This is a genomic window from Syntrophomonas curvata (assembly GCF_052976825.1).
The window spans coordinates 1,958,296-1,978,843 of record NZ_CM129641.1 but is presented as its reverse complement, the minus strand read 5'-3'; the positions used below and the strand labels follow the sequence as shown (position 1 = coordinate 1,978,843).

Sequence of the window (20,548 nt, the reverse complement as noted above, 5' to 3'; positions counted from 1 at the left end):
GCGGCCGCACCCGGGAATGTTGAATAAATATCTGCTTTTGTTCATAATAAGGGCAGATATCAGCATCATACTCTTTTGAAAGAGGAGTGACGTTTAATGCGCTGCCCTTACTGTCAGGAATATGAGAGCCGGGTGATTGATTCCCGGGCCAGTGAAGATGGCGGTACAATACGCCGCCGCCGCGAATGTACTGCCTGCAAAAGACGCTTTACCACCTATGAACGTTTGGAAGAAAGACCTTTGCTGGTTATAAAAAAAGGCGGAAACCGGGAGCAATTCAACCGGGAAAAACTGCTGAACGGTATCAGCAAGGCTTGTGAGAAACGCCCTGTAAGCATGGAAGATATTGAAACGGTGGTTGCCGATATTGAAAGAGAACTGCGGGACAGTTTTGACCGGGAAGTAAGCAGCAAGGTTATTGGGGAGAAGATTATGGACAGGCTGCAGAGCCTGGACGAGGTGGCCTATGTGCGCTTTGCCTCGGTATACCGGCAATTCGGCGACTTAAACAGTTTTATCAAGACCATAGAACAGCTAAAGAACAAGTAGCCTGAAACCTAACCTGAACCGGGGCGTTATTGTTGACCCAGATACAGGCGTAATTGCTCCTCCACCATGGGCAAAGGGAAAACCTTTTCCTCGACCCGGCTGATAGGCCGGCCGTAAACAAACATTTTATCATCATAGCGGCCGGTTTTTCTTATATCTTGAGGCAGGTCATCCAGGTTCTGCATCCAGCGTTGAGCGGAAGAGCGGGGCAGGTGGAAGGTGAAGCGATAATCAGGAACCTGAATACTGAACTCTACCAGGGAATAATACTCTTTAATCACCGATTGTACAGTACACTTAGGACAATAGTATTCGTTCCTTATATAATTGTTGTAGGACATGCCCGAGGTTCTGGCTGCATCCCGGCAATCCTCGCAAAGCCATATTTTACGACGGTCCGGACCCAAAAGGTAAAGGGCGTCAATCAAGGAGGGATTCTCCTGGTAGGCTTTCCTTAAGACCTGATTTTTCAGGCGGTAAAGGCGCTCGCTGTGCCCGGCATAGGTCTTGGCATAATGGTTGGCATGAAAAAGGTAAAAGCAAGCTTTTAAAACAGCGCTTTCCGGGTAATTGTCAACATTAGCCATAAATGAGTCGCAATAATTTACTACTCCGAATAATTTCCGGAATTCTGATGCTTTTCCCGGGCGATGCTTTCTTGCCGGCTGGTGATTATCCTTTATTTCAGCCAGCAGGGAAGGAATATCCAACTGGTTAAGTTCGTGTTCAGAAAAAAGATAGCTTATACCTTGCTGGCCGTGGCGGTGCACAGAGGCTACATTCAGATAACCGTGATTGACAAGATCGTATACCTGGCGGTTGCTTATCCGGTACCGGTCCGCAACCTGGCTGATGGTCAACATATAAGGGCTACTCCTTTTCCGTTTCCTCGACTGTGCTTTCTATAAGGGCCCTGGCTTCATCAGCCAGGTTGTTGGGGACAAAGATTTCAACTTCTGCCAGCGGTCCTATACTGACAGGTAATTGAGATACTTCCCGACGTTGGGTCTTAAAGGGTATGCCGCAAGACTTGAGCATGCTGCTTACGATGAGATCCTGGGGAGGATAAATTTTGGCAATACTTGCCCAGGAAACAGTAGAAGAATCACAAGCCCCATGACCGTCTTCCGGACTGTATAGCGGGTTTGTTCTCATTATCCAACACCTCCTGCAAGTAATATTTTAAGCTAAAAAGGGGGCAATAACAAATGACCAGCTTCACCTATGAAAGTAAGGCAGGGCTAGAATACATTACCCTGCCCCGGTGGCGGAGGCAGGGAGTGAGCATGGGTTTTTCCACCCGCTCCGGGGGGATAAGCCTCGCACCCTATGACAGCCTGAACCTGGCTTTACATGTGGGGGATAATTATAATAATGTCATAGGAAATCGCAGCCGTTACCTGGATTTGTTCGCTTTTACACTCGAAAATATGGTATGCTGCGAGCAGATACATGGTAATGTTGTCGCTGTTGTAGGTAAAGGGGAGCAGGGACGGGGGGCCATAGATAAGAGCGGCGGGCTGGCCGGGGTTGATGCCATGGTTTGCGCAACTCCGGGTATAATGCTCACCACGTTCTATGCTGATTGTATTCCGGTATATCTTTTTGACCCGCTGCAGCGGGTGGTAGCGATTGCCCACAGCGGTTGGAAGGGGACCATGGGGCGTATTGCCGGTGAGACTCTTAGGGTGATGGAAAAGGAGTTTGGCAGTTCGCCCCGCCATGTGGAGGCTTTTATCGGCCCCGGTATCGGTAGATGTTGTTTTTATATCGGCGAAGATCTGGCTCATCGGGTAAAAGAGGAATTTGTTGGGCTGGATGGAATACTTAACTGCGGACGGAAGGGTTATACCTGGGATTTACACCTTACCAACCGGCTTATCCTGCAGGAAATTGGTGTAAAGCCGGATAATATAATAGAATGTAACCTTTGTACCGCCTGCAACCGGGAAAGTTTTTTCTCCTACCGCCGGGATCAGGGGAAAACCGGTCGGATGGCAGCAGTAATTGCTTTGGATTATTGAGGTGATATACCTGTGCACAGCCCTAAAGTGCTTGTAGTTGATGATGAGACCTATATTGTTGAACTGGTCAAGTTCAACCTGGAGAAAGACGGTTTTCGGGTCATAGTAGCCTATGATGGCTTAAACGCCTTGGAAATGGTGAAATCTGAAAGCCCGGATCTTATTCTGCTGGATATTATGCTGCCCAATATCGATGGTCTGCAGGTGTGCAGGACTTTAAAACAAGATCCCAGTTACAACACCATTCCCATCATAATGCTCACCGCCAAAGGAGAGGAATTTGATACCGTACTGGGCTTGGAGATGGGAGCTGACGACTATATTAAAAAGCCCTTCAGCCCCAGAGAAATGGTAGCAAGAGTTAAAGCCCGCTTACGGGCCCTGAAGATACTGGAAGCTGAAAAGGCTATTGGCAAGAAGATATACGTAGTCAAGGATTTAATAGTCATACCGGACAAGTACGAAGCCTTTATGGGCGAAGACAAACTGGAATTAACTCCGAAAGAATTTGAATTATTGACTTTGATGACATCCAATCCGGGTAAGGTATTTACCCGGGAGGCATTGTTGGAAAAGGTCTGGGGCTATGAATTTTCAGGAGATACCCGCACCGTTGACGTGCACATCCGGCACTTGCGCCAGAAGCTGAAAGACGACTCCAGCTTCCCGGTTTATATTGAAACCGTCAGGGGTGTAGGTTACCGTTTCATCGAAGGACGTACAAATGCTTAGAGGGTGTATTTTATGGTAGCGGTATTGGACAACAAGCATATAGACGCCATTATGGCCAGCCTGATGGATGGCATAATCACCTTTGACGGCAAAGGACATATAATTATGGCCAACAAGGCAGCCGAGAACCTCTTTCTGGTACGGGAAGGGGGGCTTGAGGGCAAAACCATGTTGGAAATCGGCGATGACGACATCTTCGCCATGATTGAAGAAGTCTTAATGCGGGGCAATGAAGTCTTTGCCGAGACCGTAATACAGCCACGGACCCAGATATACCGGGTGCATGTGATGCCGATTAAGAACGATGCCAGGGAGATTGAGGGGGCAGTAGCCGTATTCCGGGATGTTACCGACGCCAGAAACTTTGACCAGATGAGATCCGAATTCGTCGGTAATGTTTCCCATGAATTGCGCACACCCCTGACTTCGATCAAAGGCTTTGTCGAAACCCTGCTCGATGGAGCTATGGAGAACAGTGCTATCTGCCGCCGTTTCTTAAGCATAATTGATGCGGAAACGGAGCGTTTAAGCCGGCTGATAGAGGATCTGCTGAGCTTGTCTTCCATAGAATCCAAGGAACGGATTATCAATCCCAAACCGGTGTGTTTGATACGCTCCATCCGTAGTGTGATGAATATTTTGGGCCCGCAAATCAGTGAAAAATCTCTGCATGTGGAGTTTATCTGTGACGCTCAGCTATCATTGATACTGGCGGATGAAGATTTGCTTAATCAGGTTCTCATTAACCTGCTCGATAATGCCATAAAATACACGCCCCGGCAGGGAAAAATCATAATACGGTCCCGCCAGAGGGACAGCCGTGTCATCACCACCTTTACCGATACCGGCATGGGCATACCCCACGAAAGCCTGCCCCGGGTTTTTGAGCGTTTTTACCGGGTGGACAAGGCGCGCTCGCGGCATCAGGGGGGAACAGGGCTGGGTCTGGCCATAGTCAAACACATTGTGGAATCCCACGGCGGAGAGGTGTTTGTGGAAAGCGAAGTAGGCCGGGGATCGACCTTTGGGGTCAGTTTCCTGGTGGTATAGACCAGCTTGCTGACGGGACATATTAATAAATTACGCCCGGACAGAGGGAAAACAATGGTTATTGAAGAATAAAAGGGCAAAGTAAAGATTATAATATTTTTGTGTATGTATATTTTCAGACCCGCGTGGCATATCCACAGTTTTTTTAAGGTTAAAGGTGAAACAAATGGAATTAAAAGATAGTCTAAATCTGGTAAAAGAACGCATAGCAAGGGCTGCTGCCAAAAGCGGACGCCGTTGGTCTGACATTACCCTGGTAGCGGTCAGCAAAACGGTTGACAGTGACACTGTGCGCCGGGCCTTTGAGCTTGGGGTAAGCGACTTTGGCGAAAATCGGGTACAGGAACTAAACAAAAAAATCAGCCTGCTGCCTGAAGCCAGGTGGCACCTGATTGGAAGGCTGCAGAGCAATAAGGTAAAAGATGTGGTGGGCAAGGCGGTTTTGATACATTCCCTGGATCGCTGGAGCCTGGCCGAAGAACTGGACAGGAGGGGACAAAGGGAGGGGGTTGAGGTTCCCTGTCTGCTGCAGGTGAATATTGCCGGCGAGGAACAGAAGGCAGGCGTAGACCCAAATGAGGTCCGGAATTTTCTGGAATCGATGGGTCAGTTGAAAGCCGTGCGTTTACATGGCTTAATGACCATGGCGCCGCTTTCGGATCAGGGTGAGAGGGCCCGACCGATATTCAAAGAGCTCTTGGAGATTAAAGAAAAAATGGTTAAACATCGATATATTAATGTTGACATGCGTTATTTGTCAATGGGAATGTCGCAGGATTATGAGGTGGCGATTGAGGAAGGAGCCAACCTGGTACGGATTGGAAGCGCAATCTTTCATCCCGACTAAGCAGTGGCTATCTAAATCGGATAGAAGAGCTAGAAAAACCAAGGAGGGTATAATATGGGCGTATTCAACAGGATGTGGACTTGGCTGGGTCTCGAGGGTGAGGAAGTAGTGCGGGAAGAGTATGTTTCCCTGCCGGGTAATGTCGAAGACAGCCAGAAATCGGTTCCCAATGTGGTAAGTATACATAGCAACAAGACCATGAAAGTGGTTGTCTGTGAACCAGACAGCTTTGAAGAGGTGCAGGTCCTGGCCGATCATCTCAAAAGCCGCAAACAGCTCATTCTAAACTTTGAAAACACCCAGCCGGATGAGGCGCGAAGAATCATAGATTTCATCAGCGGGACGACCTATGCCCTGGAAGGCAACAGCCAGCAACTGGGGAAAAATATTTTTGTCTTTGCTCCCAATAACGTAGAGATAGCCAAGGATCATCGCGCCCTGATACGCAAGCCGGGACTGCTCAATCCCTTCGGAGGTGAGCGCTAGTGCCGGAATGCCTGGGGATTGTCGGCTGCGGCAGGATGGCAAATGCGATCGTCAAGGGATTAGGTGCGGATAGGGCCGGGTTTGCGGAAATAATAGTCAATGACGTAGACGAGACCAAGGCTTTGACTTTTAGCCGTGAACACGGAATTAAAACCGCATCTTATGCAGAACTGCTGCACAAGTGCAGTACCGTTATTATGGCGGTTAAGCCTTATCAGGTGATAGAAGCCCTGAAAGCCGGCCAGGGTCTGTGGCACCCAGGTCAGTTGTTAATATCCATTGCTGCCGGGATCAAGCTGGCCGGTATCGAAAAAGCTACCGGGAATCAGATGGCGGTGGTAAGGGTTATGCCCAATACCCCCTGCCTGGTGGGGCAGGGAATAGCAGCGGTAGCTGCCGGCAGCCGGGCCACCAACCAGGATGTTGCCCTGGTCATGAGTATTTTTGACTGTTTGGGGACCGCAGTCAGGATAGATGAAAAATATATGGATGCAGCTACCGCTGTTTCCGGAAGCGGGCCTGCCTATGTATTTCTGGTAGTTGAGGCCTTCATGGATGCCGCTCTGCAAATAGGGCTTGACAGCGGCCTGGCCCGTGAACTGGTTTTACAAACCATGCAGGGCAGCCTGCAGATGATTGCGCAGAGCGGCGAACATCCGGCAATTTTGCGTAAGGATGTTTCGTCACCGGGGGGCACGACCATTGCCGGAATAAGACAATTGGAAGCTAATGGTCTGCGCAAGGCCTTTTTTGATGCGGTGGAAATGGCTTATAATAGGTCTGTTGAACTTTCTAAAGATGATTAAGGGGAGGATACGCTCCATTGATAACATCACAGATAATTTATATAGTAAACGTCGTTTTTCAGGTACTGGTATATCTGATAATTGCCCGGTGCCTGCTTTCCTTTGTCCGTCATAATCCCTATCAACCGATGATCCGGTTTATTTATGACGTTACTGAGCCGGTCATGAGCCCTTTCCGCAGGATTATACCTTCTGCCGGAGGGATTGATTTCTCACCTTTTATTGCGGTATTGGCGATAGAGATGGTGCGCTATTTGGTAATACAGTTATTATTGATGTTCTAAAAGCCGGGGTTCAGCCGGCAGGACGGGGAAAGCTCCGGATTTGGCAGAGTATGCGAACTGACAGGACTCAGCCGGTGAATCCGAAAAAAGTATAGATAATACGCAAAGGGACAAAGGCGAGGTACAGATGGATAAAAAAAGGATTGAACTCCTGGCTCCGGCGGGCAAATGGGAAGCACTGGAGAAGGTTGCCGCCGCAGGTGCAGATGCGGTATACCTGGGCGGCAAGAGATTTAATATGCGCCTGCTCCGGCCAGGTTTTAATTTTTCTGACCGGGAATTGCAGGATGCCGCAAACTACCTGCACCAGCAGAACAAGCGCCTGTATATTACCGTTAACAACATTTACTATGATGAGGAAATAAAGGGTCTTGCCGATTACCTTCTGTTTCTTGAAGAAATCGGAGTGGACGCCCTGATTATACAGGACAGCGCCATACTCCAGTTGCACCGGCAGCTTGGTTTAACCCTGCCGCTGCATGCCAGCGTGCAAATGGGTCTGGGCAGTGCCGAGGCTCTTGAATTTCTCGCCGCCAACGGGGTAAGCCAGGCGATACTGTCGAAAAACCTTTCATTGCAGGAAATTTCCCGAATTCATGAAAACCACCCCATGACCATTGAGTTTTTTGCTCACGGAGACCTCTGCATCTCCCATGCGGGGAAGTGCTTGCTCAGCAGTCTGATTACAGGTGAAAGCGGAAACCGGGGTATATGTATCAAGCCCTGCCGCTGGCAGTATAGCTTAAAGGGGATTACTGATGGCAGTAATGAGCCGGGGTACTATTTGGCTCACAAAGACCTCTGCCTTTATTCCCACCTTAAAGCCCTGGCGGAAGCCGGGGTTACTTCCTTTAAGATAGAAGGCCGGATGCGGGAAGGTGACTACCTGGCTTTCCTGGTGGGCATATACAGAAAAGCCCTGGATCGTATTATCGAAAATCGCGAAGACAGTCAGGCTGGTCAGAAAGATGAAGAAAAACTGGCGGCAAAAAGGATCAGAGATTTCAGTACTGCCAGTCTGTTTGGCCGCACCGGCTCGGAGTCGGTAGGCTTAAGCGGAGAACGGGAACCGTTTTTCCTGACTTCGGCCCGCAGTTTGGACAGACTCGAGACCGATGATTATATGGAACCGGGCAAAATTGCAGTTGGTGACGGCGAGCCGGCGGCAATCAGCGTTAAGGCAGCCAATCTGGAGATGCTCGAACCGCTGCTCAATATGGGCGTAAACAGGATTATACTAGGCTACGAGTATATGCGCCAGCACCGGGCAGGATGGAATAAGGCCGGGATAGAGCAAGTCCTGGAACGGACGGAAGGCCAAGCGATCGACCTGGTCGTGGAGACTCCGCGCGTAATTAACGCCGCCGAGATGGAACCTATAGAGCAGCTGCTGGATTGGATCAGGGAGCGGCCCCGGCTGGAGGTAATGGTTAACGAATACGGCAGTCTGGGATTGGCTCTGCATAAAGGTTTGGCGGTAAGCGCCGGTCCGGGGTTAAACGTCAGCAACAGTACGGCGGCAGATTTCTTCAGGAGCAAAGGGCTTAAAAGGCTGACGGCATCAACCGAGCTTGATTACTCTAAACTAAAGAGCATTCTAGATAGCGGAACCGACATTGAATTAATGGTGCACGGCCCCCTCTACGGGCTGGTTACCGATTTTTGCCCGGCCCGGGCCGCAACCGGAGCAGAAAAGGAAAACTGCCGCGAAGAATGCCGCTCAGAGGAATATGCCCTTATGGATGAACATGGTCAGCATTACCATATCCGCAGTGACGCCCAGTGCCGCAATTATATATATTACCCGTATGACCTGTGTCTTTTCTCTTACCTGCCCCGGTTATACCGTGCAGGTCTCAGATATTTGCGCATAGACGGACAATACTATGATCCGGAGCAGGTTGTGGCTACCGTATCGCTATACCGTGAAGCTATGGATAAAATGGCGCAGGGAAATTGGCAGGAAAGGGATAACTATATTAAACTATTGCATTTGCATCCCGGAGGCCTCACCGCGGCACCGTATTTCGGGAACCAGACCAGGGGTTAATAATAATAAGACTTGCTAAGGAGGGTTAGCTATGATTACGGCCATGGAAATCCGCAACCAGCAATTCGGTAAATCTATCCGCGGATACGACCAGGATGAAGTAAAAAATTTTCTCATGCAACTGGCCCAGGATTATGAAAACCTCTACAGCGAAAACGCTACCCTGAAGGAAACGATCAAAAGATTGGAAGGGGAACTTGGCAAGTATCGCAAAATAGAGGAAACCATGAACAACAGCCTTATATTCGCCCAGAAGACGGCCGAGGACATGAAATCCAGCGCCCGTAAAGAATCGGAGTTGATTTTACAAGATGCCAAAAAACGTATCGCTGAAGTTCTGATGGTGTACCAGGAAATAATAAAGCGACTGAGCGTTTTCAGCACCGAACTCAAAGCGCAAATAGGCGGCCAGATGGAAATGCTGGAAAAGAACCAGAGTAAAGTGGATGAACTCTCCGAGTTTTTTTACAGCCGGGATTTGAAGGATATGCTGGAGAAACTGGAGCACATAAACATTAAGGAATAACTATGCTTAACATACAGGAAACCGACAATGGAATCAGGGTGGAAATTAAAGTGCAGCCGCGTTCGTCCCGGAACCAGATTGCCGGGGAACAGGACGGGGCCTTAAAGGTTAAGCTAACCGCGCCCCCGGTGGAAGGTGAGGCCAACCAGGCTCTGATCGACTTCCTGGCTCGTTTCCTGAAGTTACCACGTAAAAACATAATCCTGCTTCGAGGTGAAACGTCCCGGAACAAACTTATCGAAATCAGGGCTATGGCCAAAGAGGAATTTTTACTGAAGACCGGTCAGATCTGACCGGTCTGCTGGTGAGGAACCAGGCTTTTTTTTCGGCTCAGGATGGAGATAAGCATAGCCGCCAGAATCAGTACGGCTCCCACCAGGGCGCGTTGAGTAAAGGTTTCATGAGCCCAAAGATGACCTGCCAGAGCCGCAAAAACCGGTTCGGTAGTCAATATAACCGCAAAACGGGTAGGGGTACTGTATTTTTGCATACTGTTCTGCAGCAGGAAGGCCAATGCGGTGGCAAAGATAGAAGTAACCAACAGCGCCGCTATAAGTGAACTGCTGAATCGGAAGGGCCAAGGTTCGCCAACCAGTCCTACCAGCATGCAAAACAAGCCTACAAAGAGTAATTGTCCGCTGGTAATAGCGATAGCATTATGGCGGTAAGACAAGCGGTCTACAAAAATGATATGAAAAGCAAAACCTATGGCCGATACCAGAACCAGCATATCGCCATAAGACAGAGACGTGTGCCAATCTTTGAACGACAGCAAAAACAGGCCCGAGAATGCCAGCAGAACCGTAATAACGGTATTAAAACCTGGTTTTATTTGGTTTATGGCCGCATAGAGAATAGGTACCAGCACCACACTCAGACCGGTGATAAAGCCGGCGTTGGATGAAGTAGTATATTTCAGCCCTACGGTCTGAAACACATAGCCGACGGTCAGCAATATCCCCAGGAAAGAGCCGGCATACAAGGTGGAAAGCGGGGCCTTTATCAGTTGACGCCAGGATATTGCAGCGAGTAACAGAAAAGCCATAATAAAACGTATGCCCAGAAACAGGAAAGGCCCGATCTCCGCCAGCGAGTTTTTAACTATAACAAAGGTGCTGCCCCAAACGACAGCAACCAGCAGCATACTGAGTTCAGCTTCGGTACGTTTCTTTAAAATCATTTCCAAGCCCCGATCAAAGTAACTTTTTGCATATTATAAACAGCAGCATTCTTAATTATAGTGATTGCCTTCAATAGATGCAAAGCCTAAGCCGGCAATTCAGGGTAATCATATTTAGTTTGCCTGTCCGATAAAAAATGTATAAGTACGATTAGCCGAAAACAGACCCGGACGGACGGAGCAGCCTGACCCTTAAGCCTGACGCAAGGACTTATTAAAGTTGACTGCCCACCCAGCCCTTCTGTTTTCGTCTACGGCCATGCGTCTGCCTGTGATGCCCCCCGGGCGGCATAGAAGGGAACGGGAAAATAATGGCCGCAAACTAAACCGTTGTCGAAGTAAAACACAATGTATATAATTATGATATGTATTAATCATATTGACAACAGAGGAGTGAACGGCGGTTGAAAAAGTGGTTTAAAGCTTTGGCAGCAGGTTTGGTACTCACCGGCTTGCTGGTTACGGTAATCGGCTGCGGCGGTCAGAGCGGGCAGGATAACAATGACAGCGGCAAAAAGGAGAAATTGGTGGTTGGAACCGAGGCAACCTTTCCCCCCTTTGAAATGGTCAAAGATGGTCAGTATACCGGAATTGACATGGACATCATAAGGGCTATTGCCGAGAAGCAGGGATATGAAGTGGAGATCAAGAATCTGGGCTTCGATGCCCTGATACCAGCGGTTGAAAGCGGCAATATCGATTGCGCCATAGCGGCTATAACGATTGAACCTGACAGGGCCAAGGTCGTAGATTTTAGCAAGCCGTATTTTGATGCCGGTCTTATCATTGCGGTCAAGAAAGACACTGCCGGCATTAGTACCACCAAAGACCTGCAGGGTAAACGGATAGCGGCCCAGGTTGGTACTACTGGTGCTGATACCTGCCAGAAGATAAAAACGGAGGATCCGTCTACTAAGGTAAAGATATTTGAGTCAGTGGGCGAAGCCTTTATGGAACTGCAAAAAGGCGGGGTGGATGCGGTCGTGAATGACCATCCGGTAACTGCTGATTATATCAAGACCAGCGGCAAGGATAACGTAAAAATGGTAGGCGAGGTATTCAGTGCTGACAGCCAGTATGGTATTGCCGTCAAGAAGGGGAACAGCAAACTCCTGAATGATATCAACAAGGGGCTGGAGGAGTTAAAGGCTAGTGGCGAGTACGATCAGATTTACAAGAAATGGCTTGATTAAACTGCTGCGCTAAAGTTGGTCAACCATAATAACGGCAGCTTAAAAGCGTGAGTCACAGGCTCGCGCTTTTAAATTGTAAATTACCTAAAGGGGACTAATTGATGTTACAGTGTCTGGACCTAAATATATTCGGCTTGGATATGCTGCAATCGTTGCTGTCATTGAATGGCTTTCAGGTAGTCAGCAGTAATATGGGCAATTTTCTGCGGGGTACGGTGCTTACCTTGGAAATCACCGCATTGTCCGTTGCCTTTGGCATGATACTGGGCTTGATAGCCGCTTTACTAAAAATGTCACGCTATAAGCTGGTGGCTCTGCCCGGGATTGTTTATATTGACTTTTTTCGGGGCACACCTTTGTTCGTGCAGATTCTGCTGTTTTATTTCGGCGTATTGCCGCTGGTGTTTGATGCCAATTCCTTTCAGGCAGCGGTTATAGTATGTTCTCTTAACAGCGGCGCCTATATCGCCGAAATAGTAAGGGCCGGTATCCAGGCGGTGGAGCGGGGGCAGATGGAAGCAGCGCGCTCGTTGGGAATGACCAACGCTCAGGCTATGTGGCATGTGATATTGCCCCAGGCTTACAAAATAGTCATACCGCCGATGGTTAATGAATTTATCGCCCTGCTCAAAGATACCTCTCTGGTTGCGGTTATTGGCGCCGAGGAGCTCACCCACCAGGGGAGGATCCTGTACTCGGTAACCTATGAAGCGGCATGGATTTGGGGTACCGTAGCCTTGATTTATCTGTTGTTAACCCGGCTGCTCTCAATGCTGGGCGATTACCTGGAAAGGAGGCTGGCAACCGAATGATAAAGGTCGAGAATCTATACAAGAGTTTTGGCCAGCTCCAGGTCTTAAAGGGTATTGACTGCCATGTATCTGCCCGGGAGGTCGTATGTGTCATCGGACCCAGCGGTTCCGGCAAGAGCACCCTTTTGCGCTGTGTCAACCAGTTGGAGAAGCCGGATTCCGGCAAGGTAACTATAGACGGGGTGGAACTGACCTCGCCTAAGACCGATATCAATAAAGTGCGCCAACAGGTAGGTATGGTTTTTCAGCATTTTAACCTTTTTCCGCACCGTACCACTTTGGAAAATGTCACTATGGCGCCTATAATCATTAAGAAAATGGATAAGGCCGAGGCCGGTCATATTGCCCACGAACTGCTCCGAAAAGTTGGGCTTTCCGATAAGGACGACGTGCATCCCGCCCAGTTGTCGGGGGGGCAGAAACAGCGCGTAGCCATTGCCCGGGCCCTGGCCATGCAGCCTAAAGTTATGCTGTTTGACGAGCCCACTTCGGCCCTGGATCCGGAGATGGTGGGTGAAGTACTGGAGGTAATGAAGGACCTGGCACGGGAAGGAATGACCATGATGGTGGTAACCCACGAAATGGGTTTTGCCAAGGAAGTGGGGCATCGGGTTCTTTTTATGGATGAAGGGATTATAGTAGAACAAGGCTCACCCCGCCAGATGTTTGAGACCCCGGCAAACCCCAGAACCCAATCGTTCCTAAGCAAAGTACTGTGACATCCGATATGTGGTAGGGCGGTCTCTTAACCAGGGCTGAAACGGTATATCACCTATGTTAGTTATTTCTAAGGCTGGTGTTTAATATTGTCACTATGAACAATGATAGGCGAGCGCTCAAAATAATCAATTTGTTAAAAGAGGAGTATCCCGAGGCGGGGACGCGCCTGCACTTTTCTGATTCCTTTGAGTTGCTGGTGGCGGTAGTGCTGTCAGCCCAGAGTACCGATGAGCAGGTTAATAAGGTAACGGCCGGGCTGTTTAAAAAGTACGATACCCCTGGACAATTCGCCGGAGCCGAATTGCAGGAACTGGAGGGGCTGATAAGGGGAGTGGGACTTTACAAAAACAAGGCTCGTCATATCAAGGAACTTTCGGCAATTATTGGCCGGGATTACGGAGGGCAGGTTCCCGGTGATTTCGATGAATTGATTAAATTACCGGGAGTAGGCCGGAAAACGGCCAATGTTGTATTGGCGGTAGGTTTTGGCAAGCCCGGGCTGGGGGTTGATACCCATGTGAAACGGGTAGCCGGAAGGCTGGGAATTGCCAGCGGCAAAAGTGCCGCCCAAATTGAAAATGGCCTGAAGCAGGCCATTCCTGTCAAATTATGGGGAGAAGCTCATCATCTTTTAATCGCACATGGCCGTACCGTCTGCCGGGCTCGCAAACCCGGGTGCGCCGACTGCGTTTTGCATGATCTATGCGAACGAAACATGGAATAGAAACCTCGTCCTATATCTTAAAAGTACGCACAATCGACTGCACTTTATCTACATGAACCTTCAAGGACTCTATTTCTCCGATCATGGAGTTAAGTGAGTGTTCCTGCTTGTCCGACAGCTCGTTGACCTCGCGTGAATTGGCGGCAGTCTGCTGAGCTATGGCGGCTACCTCTTTCACGGTGTCAACCAGCTGGTCGGTGGAAGCTGCCATCTCTTCGGTGGCAGCAGATATTTCCTGAATTTCTGAGTTTATTTGATTAACACAATTTACAATAGTCGCAAAGATATCGCTGGTTGCCTTTATAGCTTCGGCCTGTTGGGTGTAGGCGTCTTTGGTGGTGCTCATATCCGCTACCACCTGATGGGTATTGCTCTGCATTGCTTTTATAAGCCCTGCAATTTCCTGGGCTGACCCGGCAGATTGCTCGGCCAGGGTTCTCACTTCCTCTGCCACCACTGCAAACCCCTTGCCGTGCTCTCCGGCCCGGGCTGCCTCTATGGCGGCATTAAGGGCCAGAAGGTTGGTCTGGTTGGCTATGTTTCCGATTACTTCCACGATCTGCTCGATTTTGGCGGAATTCTGGTTAAGCAGTTCCACTGCCCGGCTGACTGCTGCAATGGCGGTATAGCTATCCTCCATTTTGGCATTCTGAAGTTTTACCGCCTCTACACCGTTCTGTATGGCCGACTGGGTTTCCATAGACATATGTACGCTTTTCTGAGTGTTGGCGGCGATAGTATTAATAGTCTCCACCAATTCCAAAATAGATTGGGTAATTGAGTTGGTGGCTTCTGCCTGGTTATCAGCCCCGGTGGCTATCTCGCTGGTTGAAGCCGCTACTTCCCGGGCGGCAATGCCGGTCTGCTGAGAAAGTCCCAGCAGGGTTTGGGATGAATCTACAATTATCTGGGTTACGTTGGTGGTTTCTCCAATCAGGTTACGCAGTTTGGCAGCCATATCGTTGAGGTTGTTGGCTACCAGGGCCATGTAGCCGTTATTGATGTCATTGATTTTAAGGGTCAGGTCTCCTTCCGATACACTGCTGGCGAAATCAGCCATAGTGAGGGAGGGATTTACAAATTCTTTAAGATTCTGCGAAGAGGAAAAAAGACCTATGAATATACCGCCGATACCGGCAACAATAGTGCAGAAAATAACCGTAGGCAATGCAGGGACATTTATTAAACTAACCCCGATTACCAATCCTAAGCAAGCAGCTCCCAAGCCTGAGCGCAGGCAGACCTTAATAACCATACCCCGCTTTTCCCCCTGGTTGTCTCTCGTACCCAATCTTAAGCCCCCCGTATTATAATATAGTTTAATGGTTCGATAAAAAAAGTAAATATCCTGCTATATCAACCAAAAAATTCAAATAAAAGAATATACATACAAGGAAGATTTGCGGGAAAAGGAATTATTCTGCTATAAGATGGCAATAATCCCTGCAGATGTTGTTTTGGAAAAATCAATATGCTAAAATTAATAAGATTGTTAAGAAGTGCTATATAACAATAACCGTGAACGGGACAGTAAGTGAAAAGGGCAGCTTTAAGCGAGTCTGGAACCGGTGGGAGCCAGGCACTGTATTTCACCGAAAATCACCCGGGAGTTTTCATGCCGAAGCAGAATTAGGTTTGAACGCAAAGCTGGCGTTATCAGCAGAAAGTGGTGTTCCATAACAGGGATGCTATTAGGGTGGTACCGCGGAAGAATGCCTTTCGTCCCTTGGGATGAGAGGTATTTTTAATTAATGGCTAAGAGAATTTGGTGAGGTGGTTAATTAATGGCAAAAGGAAAATACGACGCAACTTTGAATCTCCCCCGGACTGACTTTCCCATGCGGGCTAACTTGCCGGCAAAAGAACCGGAGATTCTGGATTATTGGAATAAAATCGATGTATATCAGAAAGTTCAGGAAAAAAACAGCGGCAAGCCGTCATTTATACTCCATGACGGCCCCCCCTATGCCAATGGCAACATTCACCTGGGGCATACCTTAAACAAGGTGTTAAAGGACATAATTATCAAACACCGCTCTATGACCGGTCATGACACGCCCTATGTTCCGGGGTGGGATACGCACGGCTTGCCCATAGAGACACAGGCTATAAAAGATTTGGGCATTGACCGTAAGCGTACTGATGTAATTGAATTCAGAAAACACTGTAGAGAATATGCGCTCAAGTACGTCGGCATACAAAGCGAACAGTTTCAGCGTCTGGGAGTACGGGGTGACTGGGATCATCCTTATCTGACTTTAAACCCTGAATTTGAAGCCATACAGATTAAGGTTTTTGGGGAAATGGCTCACAAGGGCTACATTTACAAAGGCTTAAAACCGGTTTACTGGTGTGCCGATTGTGAGACCGCCCTGGCTGAAGCCGAGATTGAATACAGTGATAAAACCTCTCCCTCCATCTATGTTAAATTCCCGGTGAAGGATGGCAAGGGCGTTATTCCCGAGGATGCTTACGTGATTATCTGGACCACTACCCCCTGGACTTTACCCGCTAATACAGGTATATCCCTGCATCCGGATTTTGATTATATCGTGCTGAAGGCCAATAAAGAAAAATACGTCATAGCCCGGGGACTGCTGGAAACGGTCGCAGCAGAACTTGACTGGGCCGACTATAAAATCATCAAACAATTTAAGGGCAAGGAAGCGGAAAGGGCAGTATGCCGCCATCCCTTCTTCGCAAGAGATTCCCTGGTAGTCCTTGGCGCCCACGTAACCCTGGATGCCGGTACCGGTTGTGTCCATACCGCACCCGGTCACGGTGAAGATGACTTCATTGTAGGCAAGGAATACGGACTGGAAGTAATTTCGCCGGTGGACAACAGCGGCCGTTTTACCGAAGAGGCAGGTCAGTTTGAAGGCCTGCTGGTTCATGATGCCAATAAGGATGTAATTGCTGAATTGGAGAAACGAAACCTGTTGTTAAAGGCTTCCCGTATCGAGCATCAGTATCCTTATTGCTGGAGGTGCAAACATCCCATAATTTACCGCGCCACCGATCAGTGGTTCGCATCCATCGAAGGCTTTCGCCAGGATGCGCTGAAGGCTATCGATAGCGTGCGGTGGATTCCGTCCTGGGGTCGGGAAAGAATCTTCAACATGGTAAGAGACCGGGGTGACTGGTGTATATCCCGGCAGCGCAGCTGGGGAGTGCCCATACCTATATTCTATTGCGAATCTTGCGGCAGCACGATAATTGACGAAAGCACCATTGAACGGATAAGCACCCTTTTTGCCGAGCAGGGGTCAGATATCTGGTTCAGCGGTGATGCTTCCTATCTGCTTCCCGAGGGTTATCACTGCAGCAATTGCGGCAGCGATAAATTCCGCAAGGAGACCGATATTATGGATGTCTGGTTTGATTCCGGCTCCAGTCACATGGCTGTATTGGAAACCTATGACGAATTGAGCTGGCCGGCGGATATGTATCTGGAAGGCAGTGACCAGCATCGGGGCTGGTTTAACTCGTCCCTTTCCACTTCGGTGGCGGTCAAAGGCATGGCGCCTTATCGGCAGGTGCTCACCCACGGCTTCCTGGTGGATGAGCAGGGGAAAAAGCAGTCCAAATCAATGGGGAATGCTATTGACCCGCTAAAACTGATAAAAAGCATGGGAGCGGATATTTTAAGGCTCTGGGTTTCTTCGGCAGACTATCGGAGCGACGTGTCGGTATCAGACAACATCATCAAACAATGCGCTGAAGCCTACCGTAAAATCCGCAATACCTGCCGCTTCATTCTGGGCAACCTCTATGATTTTGACCCGGTCAAGGAAACGGTGGAGTATCAGAAGCTGAATGAACTGGACAAATGGGCCCTGTTAAAACTGCACCAACTCATCAAACGGGTGAGCAAGGCTTATGAAGATTACGAATTCCATGTGGTGTTCCATGCGGTTCACAACTTCTGTACGGTTGATCTGAGCAGCATATATTTCGATATTTTAAAAGACCGGCTCTATTGCTGCCATCCGGAGGACCCGGAAAGGAAAGCGGCTCAGACCGTTCTCCATGAGTTGATAAATGCTCTGGTGGTCATACTGGCTCCTATTCTGGCCTATACCAGTGAGGAGATTTATAGCCATCTGCGTAAGGAAAGCGGTCCGGTGAGCGTACAATTACTAGATTGGCCCGCATACCGGGAAGAGTATATTGACGAGGCTATTGGAACTCGCATAACCAGAGTGCTGGAAGTCAGGGAAGCCGTCACCAAATCCCTGGAAGAAGCTCGAACCAGGAAGGCAATTGGGCATTCCCTGGGCGCCAAGGTTACCATTTATGCCGACCCGGAATGGCTGAGCCTGCTTAAAACGATCGATGATTTGGAAAAGGTGTTTATTGTCTCCCAGGTCGAACTCAAAAACGAGAGTGAGCGTACCCGGAATGCTGTTTACCTCGAAGAATTACCGGGCATATGGGTAGACGTAGCCGCCGCCGCCGGTGAAAAATGCGAGCGCTGCTGGATCATTGAACCATCAGTCGGCGGCCATGACGGGCATACCAACCTCTGTGAGCGCTGCTCGCAGGTAGTGGCAAGATTATAAATAAAAGGCCGCTTAGGTGGCAGTATTGCAGCGGGGGCAATCCCGCTGCTTTATAAATGCAAATGATTAATAATTCTGCCATTTGGGATAATATATATAAGTTGAGGAGGGGATTGCAAACAGGAATAAGAGGTGTTGTTTTATGAACCCGTACAATCGTTTACTGGCCCGAAAACATGAACTCGAGGAGATGACCGCCACTCTGCAGGAGAGATTGATGACCCCCCTGGCGGAAACAACGGATGAACTCTCCCTTTATGACCAGCATCCCGGTGACATAGGTTCGGAAGTATATGAAAGGGAGAAAGATACCGGGATATTGGAATTGCTGGAGCTGGAAATGGAAAAGGTGAATGATGCTCTGCACCAATACCAGCAGGGTAAATACGGCATCTGCGAGGTTTGCGGACAGCCGATCGAACCAGCCCGACTGGAGAGAACCGTTAACACCACCCTCTGCGCCCACTGTGCTCAGGAGCGCCGGGACCGTTACCGCCGCCCGGCAGAGGAAGAGGCGCTTAGTGCCGGCGCCATGTCCGACCGGGGTGAGACCTTCCAGGTAGCCGGATACGAGTACTTTGAAACGGGCGACGGTTCATCGTCAGGCTAAAAGCGGATTTAAAAAATGACTGACTGAGACTGATGAATATAACTGCCTATAATGATTTGACAGGTTAAAACAAACCGGATAGAGGGAATCTGCCGGGTCTTGATAAACAGATTATTAAAGTATATATTGAATCTTAAGAATCGGAGAAAGCGAACTGCTAGTAACATAAAGGAGGGCAGCCGCAGTGAAAATAGGAATTTTCACGGATAGCTTCAAACCATACACCAGCGGTGTTGTCACTTCCATATGCACATTCAGGGAAGAACTTGAACGACGGGGGCATGATATCTACATCTTTGCTCCCAGTTATCCGGGCTATAATGAGAATGAAGATGGCGTATACCGGTATTACTCGGTTCCTTCCCCGACCAACCCTGATTATACTCTGGCCTTGCCTATTTTCCCGGGGATGAACAACCTGCTCAAAAGACTCGACTTGGATATCATTCATGTTCATTCTCCTTTTACCATGGGCAGAGTTGGCTTACATTATGCCCGCCGTTATGATATACCCATAGTGTTTACCTATCATACGCTTTATGACCAGTATGTGCATTACGTTCCCGTTGCTCAGGATCTGGCCCGTGACGTTACTATCAAATACAGCAAGCACTTTTGTAACCAATGTGACCATATAATTGTTCCCAGCCGGGAAGTGGAAGTCATTCTGGGCAACTACGACATCAAAACCGCACGCTCGGTTATACCTACCGGTGTTCCCATCGAAAAATTTAATAACGGTGATAATAAATGGCTGCGGAGCCACTATGACATCCCGGAACAAAACCGGATTCTGCTGTTTGTAGGCCGGCTGACCAAAGAAAAGAACCTTGATTTCCTGCTCAATGCCTTCAAAAACATACATGATGAGGCGCCGGATACCACCCTGGTTCTGACCGCGCAGGGACCGCTGGAGGGAGAGCTTAAAAAGCAGGCGCAGAACCTGGGCTTTTCCCTGGAGCAGGATGTGATTTTCACCGGCGCCCTGCCGTTTGATACCCTGGTAAACGTTTATTATTCGGCCGACCTTTTTGTTTTTTCGTCGGTAACCGAAACCCAGGGATTGGTTCTGATTGAAGCCATGGCGGCCGGTCTGCCGGTGGTGGCAGTAAAGGCTTACGGCGTTCGGGACATGGTTGACGACGGCATCAATGGCTATCTTGCTTCCTGCGATATTGAGCAGTTTGCAGCCGCTGTTTGCCGCTTGCTGCAGGACGAAAACACCCTGCGGAGATTCAGCCGCAATGCTCTACTGAAGGCCGATAGCCTATCATCCCACAACATGGCTAAACGGCTGGAAGAGGTCTACCTGCAGCTGGATATCAGACGCCGGCGCCGTCGTAACCGCATGAAAGAACTGATGAGCTGGTTTGGTTCTTAACCCCTGCCCATC

Annotated in this window: 22 protein-coding genes and 1 other annotated feature; of the genes, 18 read left to right on the top strand and 4 right to left on the bottom strand. The window is 49.0% G+C overall.

Annotated features, from left to right (window positions below; all coding sequences use genetic code 11):
• Nucleotides 1-96: 96 nt before the first annotated feature.
• A complete protein-coding gene (gene nrdR, locus ACU70B_RS08810) occupies nt 97-549 on the top strand; it encodes a transcriptional regulator NrdR (RefSeq protein ID WP_447183195.1) in 453 nt (150 codons plus the stop codon).
• Nucleotides 550-575: 26 nt separating this feature from the next.
• On the opposite strand, the gene ACU70B_RS08805 is transcribed toward nrdR, so the two are convergent.
• Both ACU70B_RS08805 and ACU70B_RS08800 read right to left on the bottom strand, forming a co-directional pair.
• Nucleotides 576-1,412 (bottom strand): helix-turn-helix domain-containing protein, encoded by an 837-nt coding sequence (locus tag ACU70B_RS08805; RefSeq protein WP_447183194.1) that lies wholly within the window; start codon nt 1,410-1,412, stop codon nt 576-578.
• 7 nt (nt 1,413-1,419) lie between these two features.
• Nucleotides 1,420-1,704, bottom strand: a complete 285-nt coding sequence (locus ACU70B_RS08800; protein ID WP_447183193.1) for a hypothetical protein — start codon at nt 1,702-1,704, stop codon at nt 1,420-1,422.
• A gap of 131 nt (nt 1,705-1,835) precedes the next feature.
• Between ACU70B_RS08800 and pgeF the strand changes: the two genes are divergently transcribed.
• The 10 genes from pgeF (at nt 1,836) to ACU70B_RS08750 (ending at nt 9,647) form a co-directional block, all read left to right on the top strand.
• Nucleotides 1,836-2,573: a peptidoglycan editing factor PgeF gene (gene pgeF / locus ACU70B_RS08795; RefSeq protein WP_447185739.1), complete on the top strand. Its 738-nt coding sequence runs from the start codon at nt 1,836-1,838 to the stop codon at nt 2,571-2,573.
• A gap of 12 nt (nt 2,574-2,585) precedes the next feature.
• Entirely contained in the window at nt 2,586-3,305 is a 720-nt protein-coding gene (locus tag ACU70B_RS08790) for a response regulator (protein ID WP_447183192.1), read from the top strand.
• 12 nt (nt 3,306-3,317) lie between these two features.
• Nucleotides 3,318-4,355 carry a sensor histidine kinase gene (locus ACU70B_RS08785; RefSeq protein ID WP_447183191.1) on the top strand — a complete coding sequence of 346 codons (1,038 nt, stop codon included), beginning with the start codon at nt 3,318-3,320 and terminating at the stop codon, nt 4,353-4,355.
• 166 nt (nt 4,356-4,521) lie between these two features.
• Nucleotides 4,522-5,202 (top strand): YggS family pyridoxal phosphate-dependent enzyme, encoded by a 681-nt coding sequence (locus tag ACU70B_RS08780; RefSeq protein WP_447183190.1) that lies wholly within the window; start codon nt 4,522-4,524, stop codon nt 5,200-5,202.
• A gap of 54 nt (nt 5,203-5,256) precedes the next feature.
• Nucleotides 5,257-5,688, top strand: coding sequence for a cell division protein SepF (locus ACU70B_RS08775; RefSeq protein WP_447183189.1), 432 nt, complete (start codon nt 5,257-5,259; stop codon nt 5,686-5,688).
• Nucleotides 5,688-6,494, top strand: coding sequence for a pyrroline-5-carboxylate reductase (gene proC / locus ACU70B_RS08770; RefSeq protein WP_447183188.1), 807 nt, complete (start codon nt 5,688-5,690; stop codon nt 6,492-6,494). The genes ACU70B_RS08775 and proC overlap by 1 nt, the downstream gene beginning before the upstream one ends.
• Nucleotides 6,495-6,511: 17 nt before the next feature.
• On the top strand, nt 6,512-6,778 hold the full coding sequence (locus ACU70B_RS08765; RefSeq protein ID WP_447183187.1) for a YggT family protein: 267 nt from the start codon (nt 6,512-6,514) through the stop codon (nt 6,776-6,778).
• 127 nt (nt 6,779-6,905) lie between these two features.
• On the top strand, nt 6,906-8,828 hold the full coding sequence (locus ACU70B_RS08760; RefSeq protein ID WP_447183186.1) for a peptidase U32 family protein: 1,923 nt from the start codon (nt 6,906-6,908) through the stop codon (nt 8,826-8,828).
• 31 nt (nt 8,829-8,859) lie between these two features.
• A complete protein-coding gene (locus ACU70B_RS08755) occupies nt 8,860-9,354 on the top strand; it encodes a DivIVA domain-containing protein (protein ID WP_447183185.1) in 495 nt (164 codons plus the stop codon).
• Nucleotides 9,355-9,356: 2 nt separating this feature from the next.
• Complete coding sequence (locus ACU70B_RS08750) at nt 9,357-9,647, top strand: DUF167 domain-containing protein (protein ID WP_447183184.1); 291 nt, start codon at nt 9,357-9,359, stop codon at nt 9,645-9,647.
• On the opposite strand, the gene ACU70B_RS08745 is transcribed toward ACU70B_RS08750, so the two are convergent.
• On the bottom strand, nt 9,638-10,534 hold the full coding sequence (locus ACU70B_RS08745; protein WP_447183183.1) for a DMT family transporter: 897 nt from the start codon (nt 10,532-10,534) through the stop codon (nt 9,638-9,640). The two genes, ACU70B_RS08750 and ACU70B_RS08745, sit on opposite strands and share 10 nt — an antisense overlap.
• A 404-nt stretch (nt 10,535-10,938) precedes the next feature.
• Between ACU70B_RS08745 and ACU70B_RS08740 the strand changes: the two genes are divergently transcribed.
• The 4 genes from ACU70B_RS08740 (at nt 10,939) to nth (ending at nt 13,983) form a co-directional block, all read left to right on the top strand.
• The gene (locus tag ACU70B_RS08740; RefSeq protein ID WP_447183182.1) at nt 10,939-11,727 is read left to right on the top strand and encodes a basic amino acid ABC transporter substrate-binding protein; all 789 of its coding nucleotides are present in this window, start codon (nt 10,939-10,941) and stop codon (nt 11,725-11,727) included.
• A gap of 140 nt (nt 11,728-11,867) precedes the next feature.
• Complete coding sequence (locus ACU70B_RS08735) at nt 11,868-12,539, top strand: amino acid ABC transporter permease (protein WP_447185738.1); 672 nt, start codon at nt 11,868-11,870, stop codon at nt 12,537-12,539.
• Nucleotides 12,536-13,258, top strand: a complete 723-nt coding sequence (locus tag ACU70B_RS08730; protein WP_447183181.1) for an amino acid ABC transporter ATP-binding protein — start codon at nt 12,536-12,538, stop codon at nt 13,256-13,258. The genes ACU70B_RS08735 and ACU70B_RS08730 overlap by 4 nt, the downstream gene beginning before the upstream one ends.
• Nucleotides 13,259-13,353: 95 nt before the next feature.
• Nucleotides 13,354-13,983 (top strand): endonuclease III, encoded by a 630-nt coding sequence (nth, locus tag ACU70B_RS08725; protein WP_447183180.1) that lies wholly within the window; start codon nt 13,354-13,356, stop codon nt 13,981-13,983.
• A 10-nt stretch (nt 13,984-13,993) separates the two neighbouring features.
• On the opposite strand, the gene ACU70B_RS08720 is transcribed toward nth, so the two are convergent.
• A complete protein-coding gene (locus ACU70B_RS08720) occupies nt 13,994-15,274 on the bottom strand; it encodes a methyl-accepting chemotaxis protein (RefSeq protein ID WP_447183179.1) in 1,281 nt (426 codons plus the stop codon).
• 218 nt (nt 15,275-15,492) lie between these two features.
• Nucleotides 15,493-15,713, top strand: a binding site (T-box leader).
• A gap of 54 nt (nt 15,714-15,767) precedes the next feature.
• Here ACU70B_RS08720 and ileS point away from each other — a divergent pair.
• The 3 genes from ileS (at nt 15,768) to ACU70B_RS08705 (ending at nt 20,536) form a co-directional block, all read left to right on the top strand.
• A complete protein-coding gene (ileS, locus tag ACU70B_RS08715; protein WP_447183178.1) occupies nt 15,768-18,545 on the top strand; it encodes an isoleucine--tRNA ligase in 2,778 nt (925 codons plus the stop codon).
• Nucleotides 18,546-18,687: 142 nt separating this feature from the next.
• Nucleotides 18,688-19,155 carry a TraR/DksA C4-type zinc finger protein gene (locus ACU70B_RS08710; RefSeq protein ID WP_447183177.1) on the top strand — a complete coding sequence of 156 codons (468 nt, stop codon included), beginning with the start codon at nt 18,688-18,690 and terminating at the stop codon, nt 19,153-19,155.
• 184 nt (nt 19,156-19,339) lie between these two features.
• Complete coding sequence (locus ACU70B_RS08705) at nt 19,340-20,536, top strand: glycosyltransferase family 4 protein (RefSeq protein WP_447183176.1); 1,197 nt, start codon at nt 19,340-19,342, stop codon at nt 20,534-20,536.
• The last annotated feature ends 12 nt before the right edge of the window (nt 20,537-20,548 follow it).

What these genes read in the sequence shown, in the direction of transcription:
- nrdR (WP_447183195.1), top strand. Translation starts at nt 97, where the DNA reads ATGCGCTGCCCTTACTGTCAGGAATATGAGAGCCGGGTGATTGATTCC.
- ACU70B_RS08805 (WP_447183194.1), bottom strand. Translation starts at nt 1,412, where the DNA reads ATGTTGACCATCAGCCAGGTTGCGGACCGGTACCGGATAAGCAACCGC.
- ACU70B_RS08800 (WP_447183193.1), bottom strand. Translation starts at nt 1,704, where the DNA reads ATGAGAACAAACCCGCTATACAGTCCGGAAGACGGTCATGGGGCTTGT.
- pgeF (WP_447185739.1), top strand. Translation starts at nt 1,836, where the DNA reads ATGGGTTTTTCCACCCGCTCCGGGGGGATAAGCCTCGCACCCTATGAC.
- ACU70B_RS08785 (WP_447183191.1), top strand. Translation starts at nt 3,318, where the DNA reads ATGGTAGCGGTATTGGACAACAAGCATATAGACGCCATTATGGCCAGC.
- ACU70B_RS08780 (WP_447183190.1), top strand. Translation starts at nt 4,522, where the DNA reads ATGGAATTAAAAGATAGTCTAAATCTGGTAAAAGAACGCATAGCAAGG.
- ACU70B_RS08775 (WP_447183189.1), top strand. Translation starts at nt 5,257, where the DNA reads ATGGGCGTATTCAACAGGATGTGGACTTGGCTGGGTCTCGAGGGTGAG.
- ACU70B_RS08760 (WP_447183186.1), top strand. Translation starts at nt 6,906, where the DNA reads ATGGATAAAAAAAGGATTGAACTCCTGGCTCCGGCGGGCAAATGGGAA.
- ACU70B_RS08755 (WP_447183185.1), top strand. Translation starts at nt 8,860, where the DNA reads ATGATTACGGCCATGGAAATCCGCAACCAGCAATTCGGTAAATCTATC.
- ACU70B_RS08750 (WP_447183184.1), top strand. Translation starts at nt 9,357, where the DNA reads ATGCTTAACATACAGGAAACCGACAATGGAATCAGGGTGGAAATTAAA.
- ACU70B_RS08745 (WP_447183183.1), bottom strand. Translation starts at nt 10,534, where the DNA reads ATGATTTTAAAGAAACGTACCGAAGCTGAACTCAGTATGCTGCTGGTT.
- ACU70B_RS08735 (WP_447185738.1), top strand. Translation starts at nt 11,868, where the DNA reads ATGCTGCAATCGTTGCTGTCATTGAATGGCTTTCAGGTAGTCAGCAGT.
- ACU70B_RS08730 (WP_447183181.1), top strand. Translation starts at nt 12,536, where the DNA reads ATGATAAAGGTCGAGAATCTATACAAGAGTTTTGGCCAGCTCCAGGTC.
- nth (WP_447183180.1), top strand. Translation starts at nt 13,354, where the DNA reads ATGAACAATGATAGGCGAGCGCTCAAAATAATCAATTTGTTAAAAGAG.
- ileS (WP_447183178.1), top strand. Translation starts at nt 15,768, where the DNA reads ATGGCAAAAGGAAAATACGACGCAACTTTGAATCTCCCCCGGACTGAC.
- ACU70B_RS08710 (WP_447183177.1), top strand. Translation starts at nt 18,688, where the DNA reads ATGAACCCGTACAATCGTTTACTGGCCCGAAAACATGAACTCGAGGAG.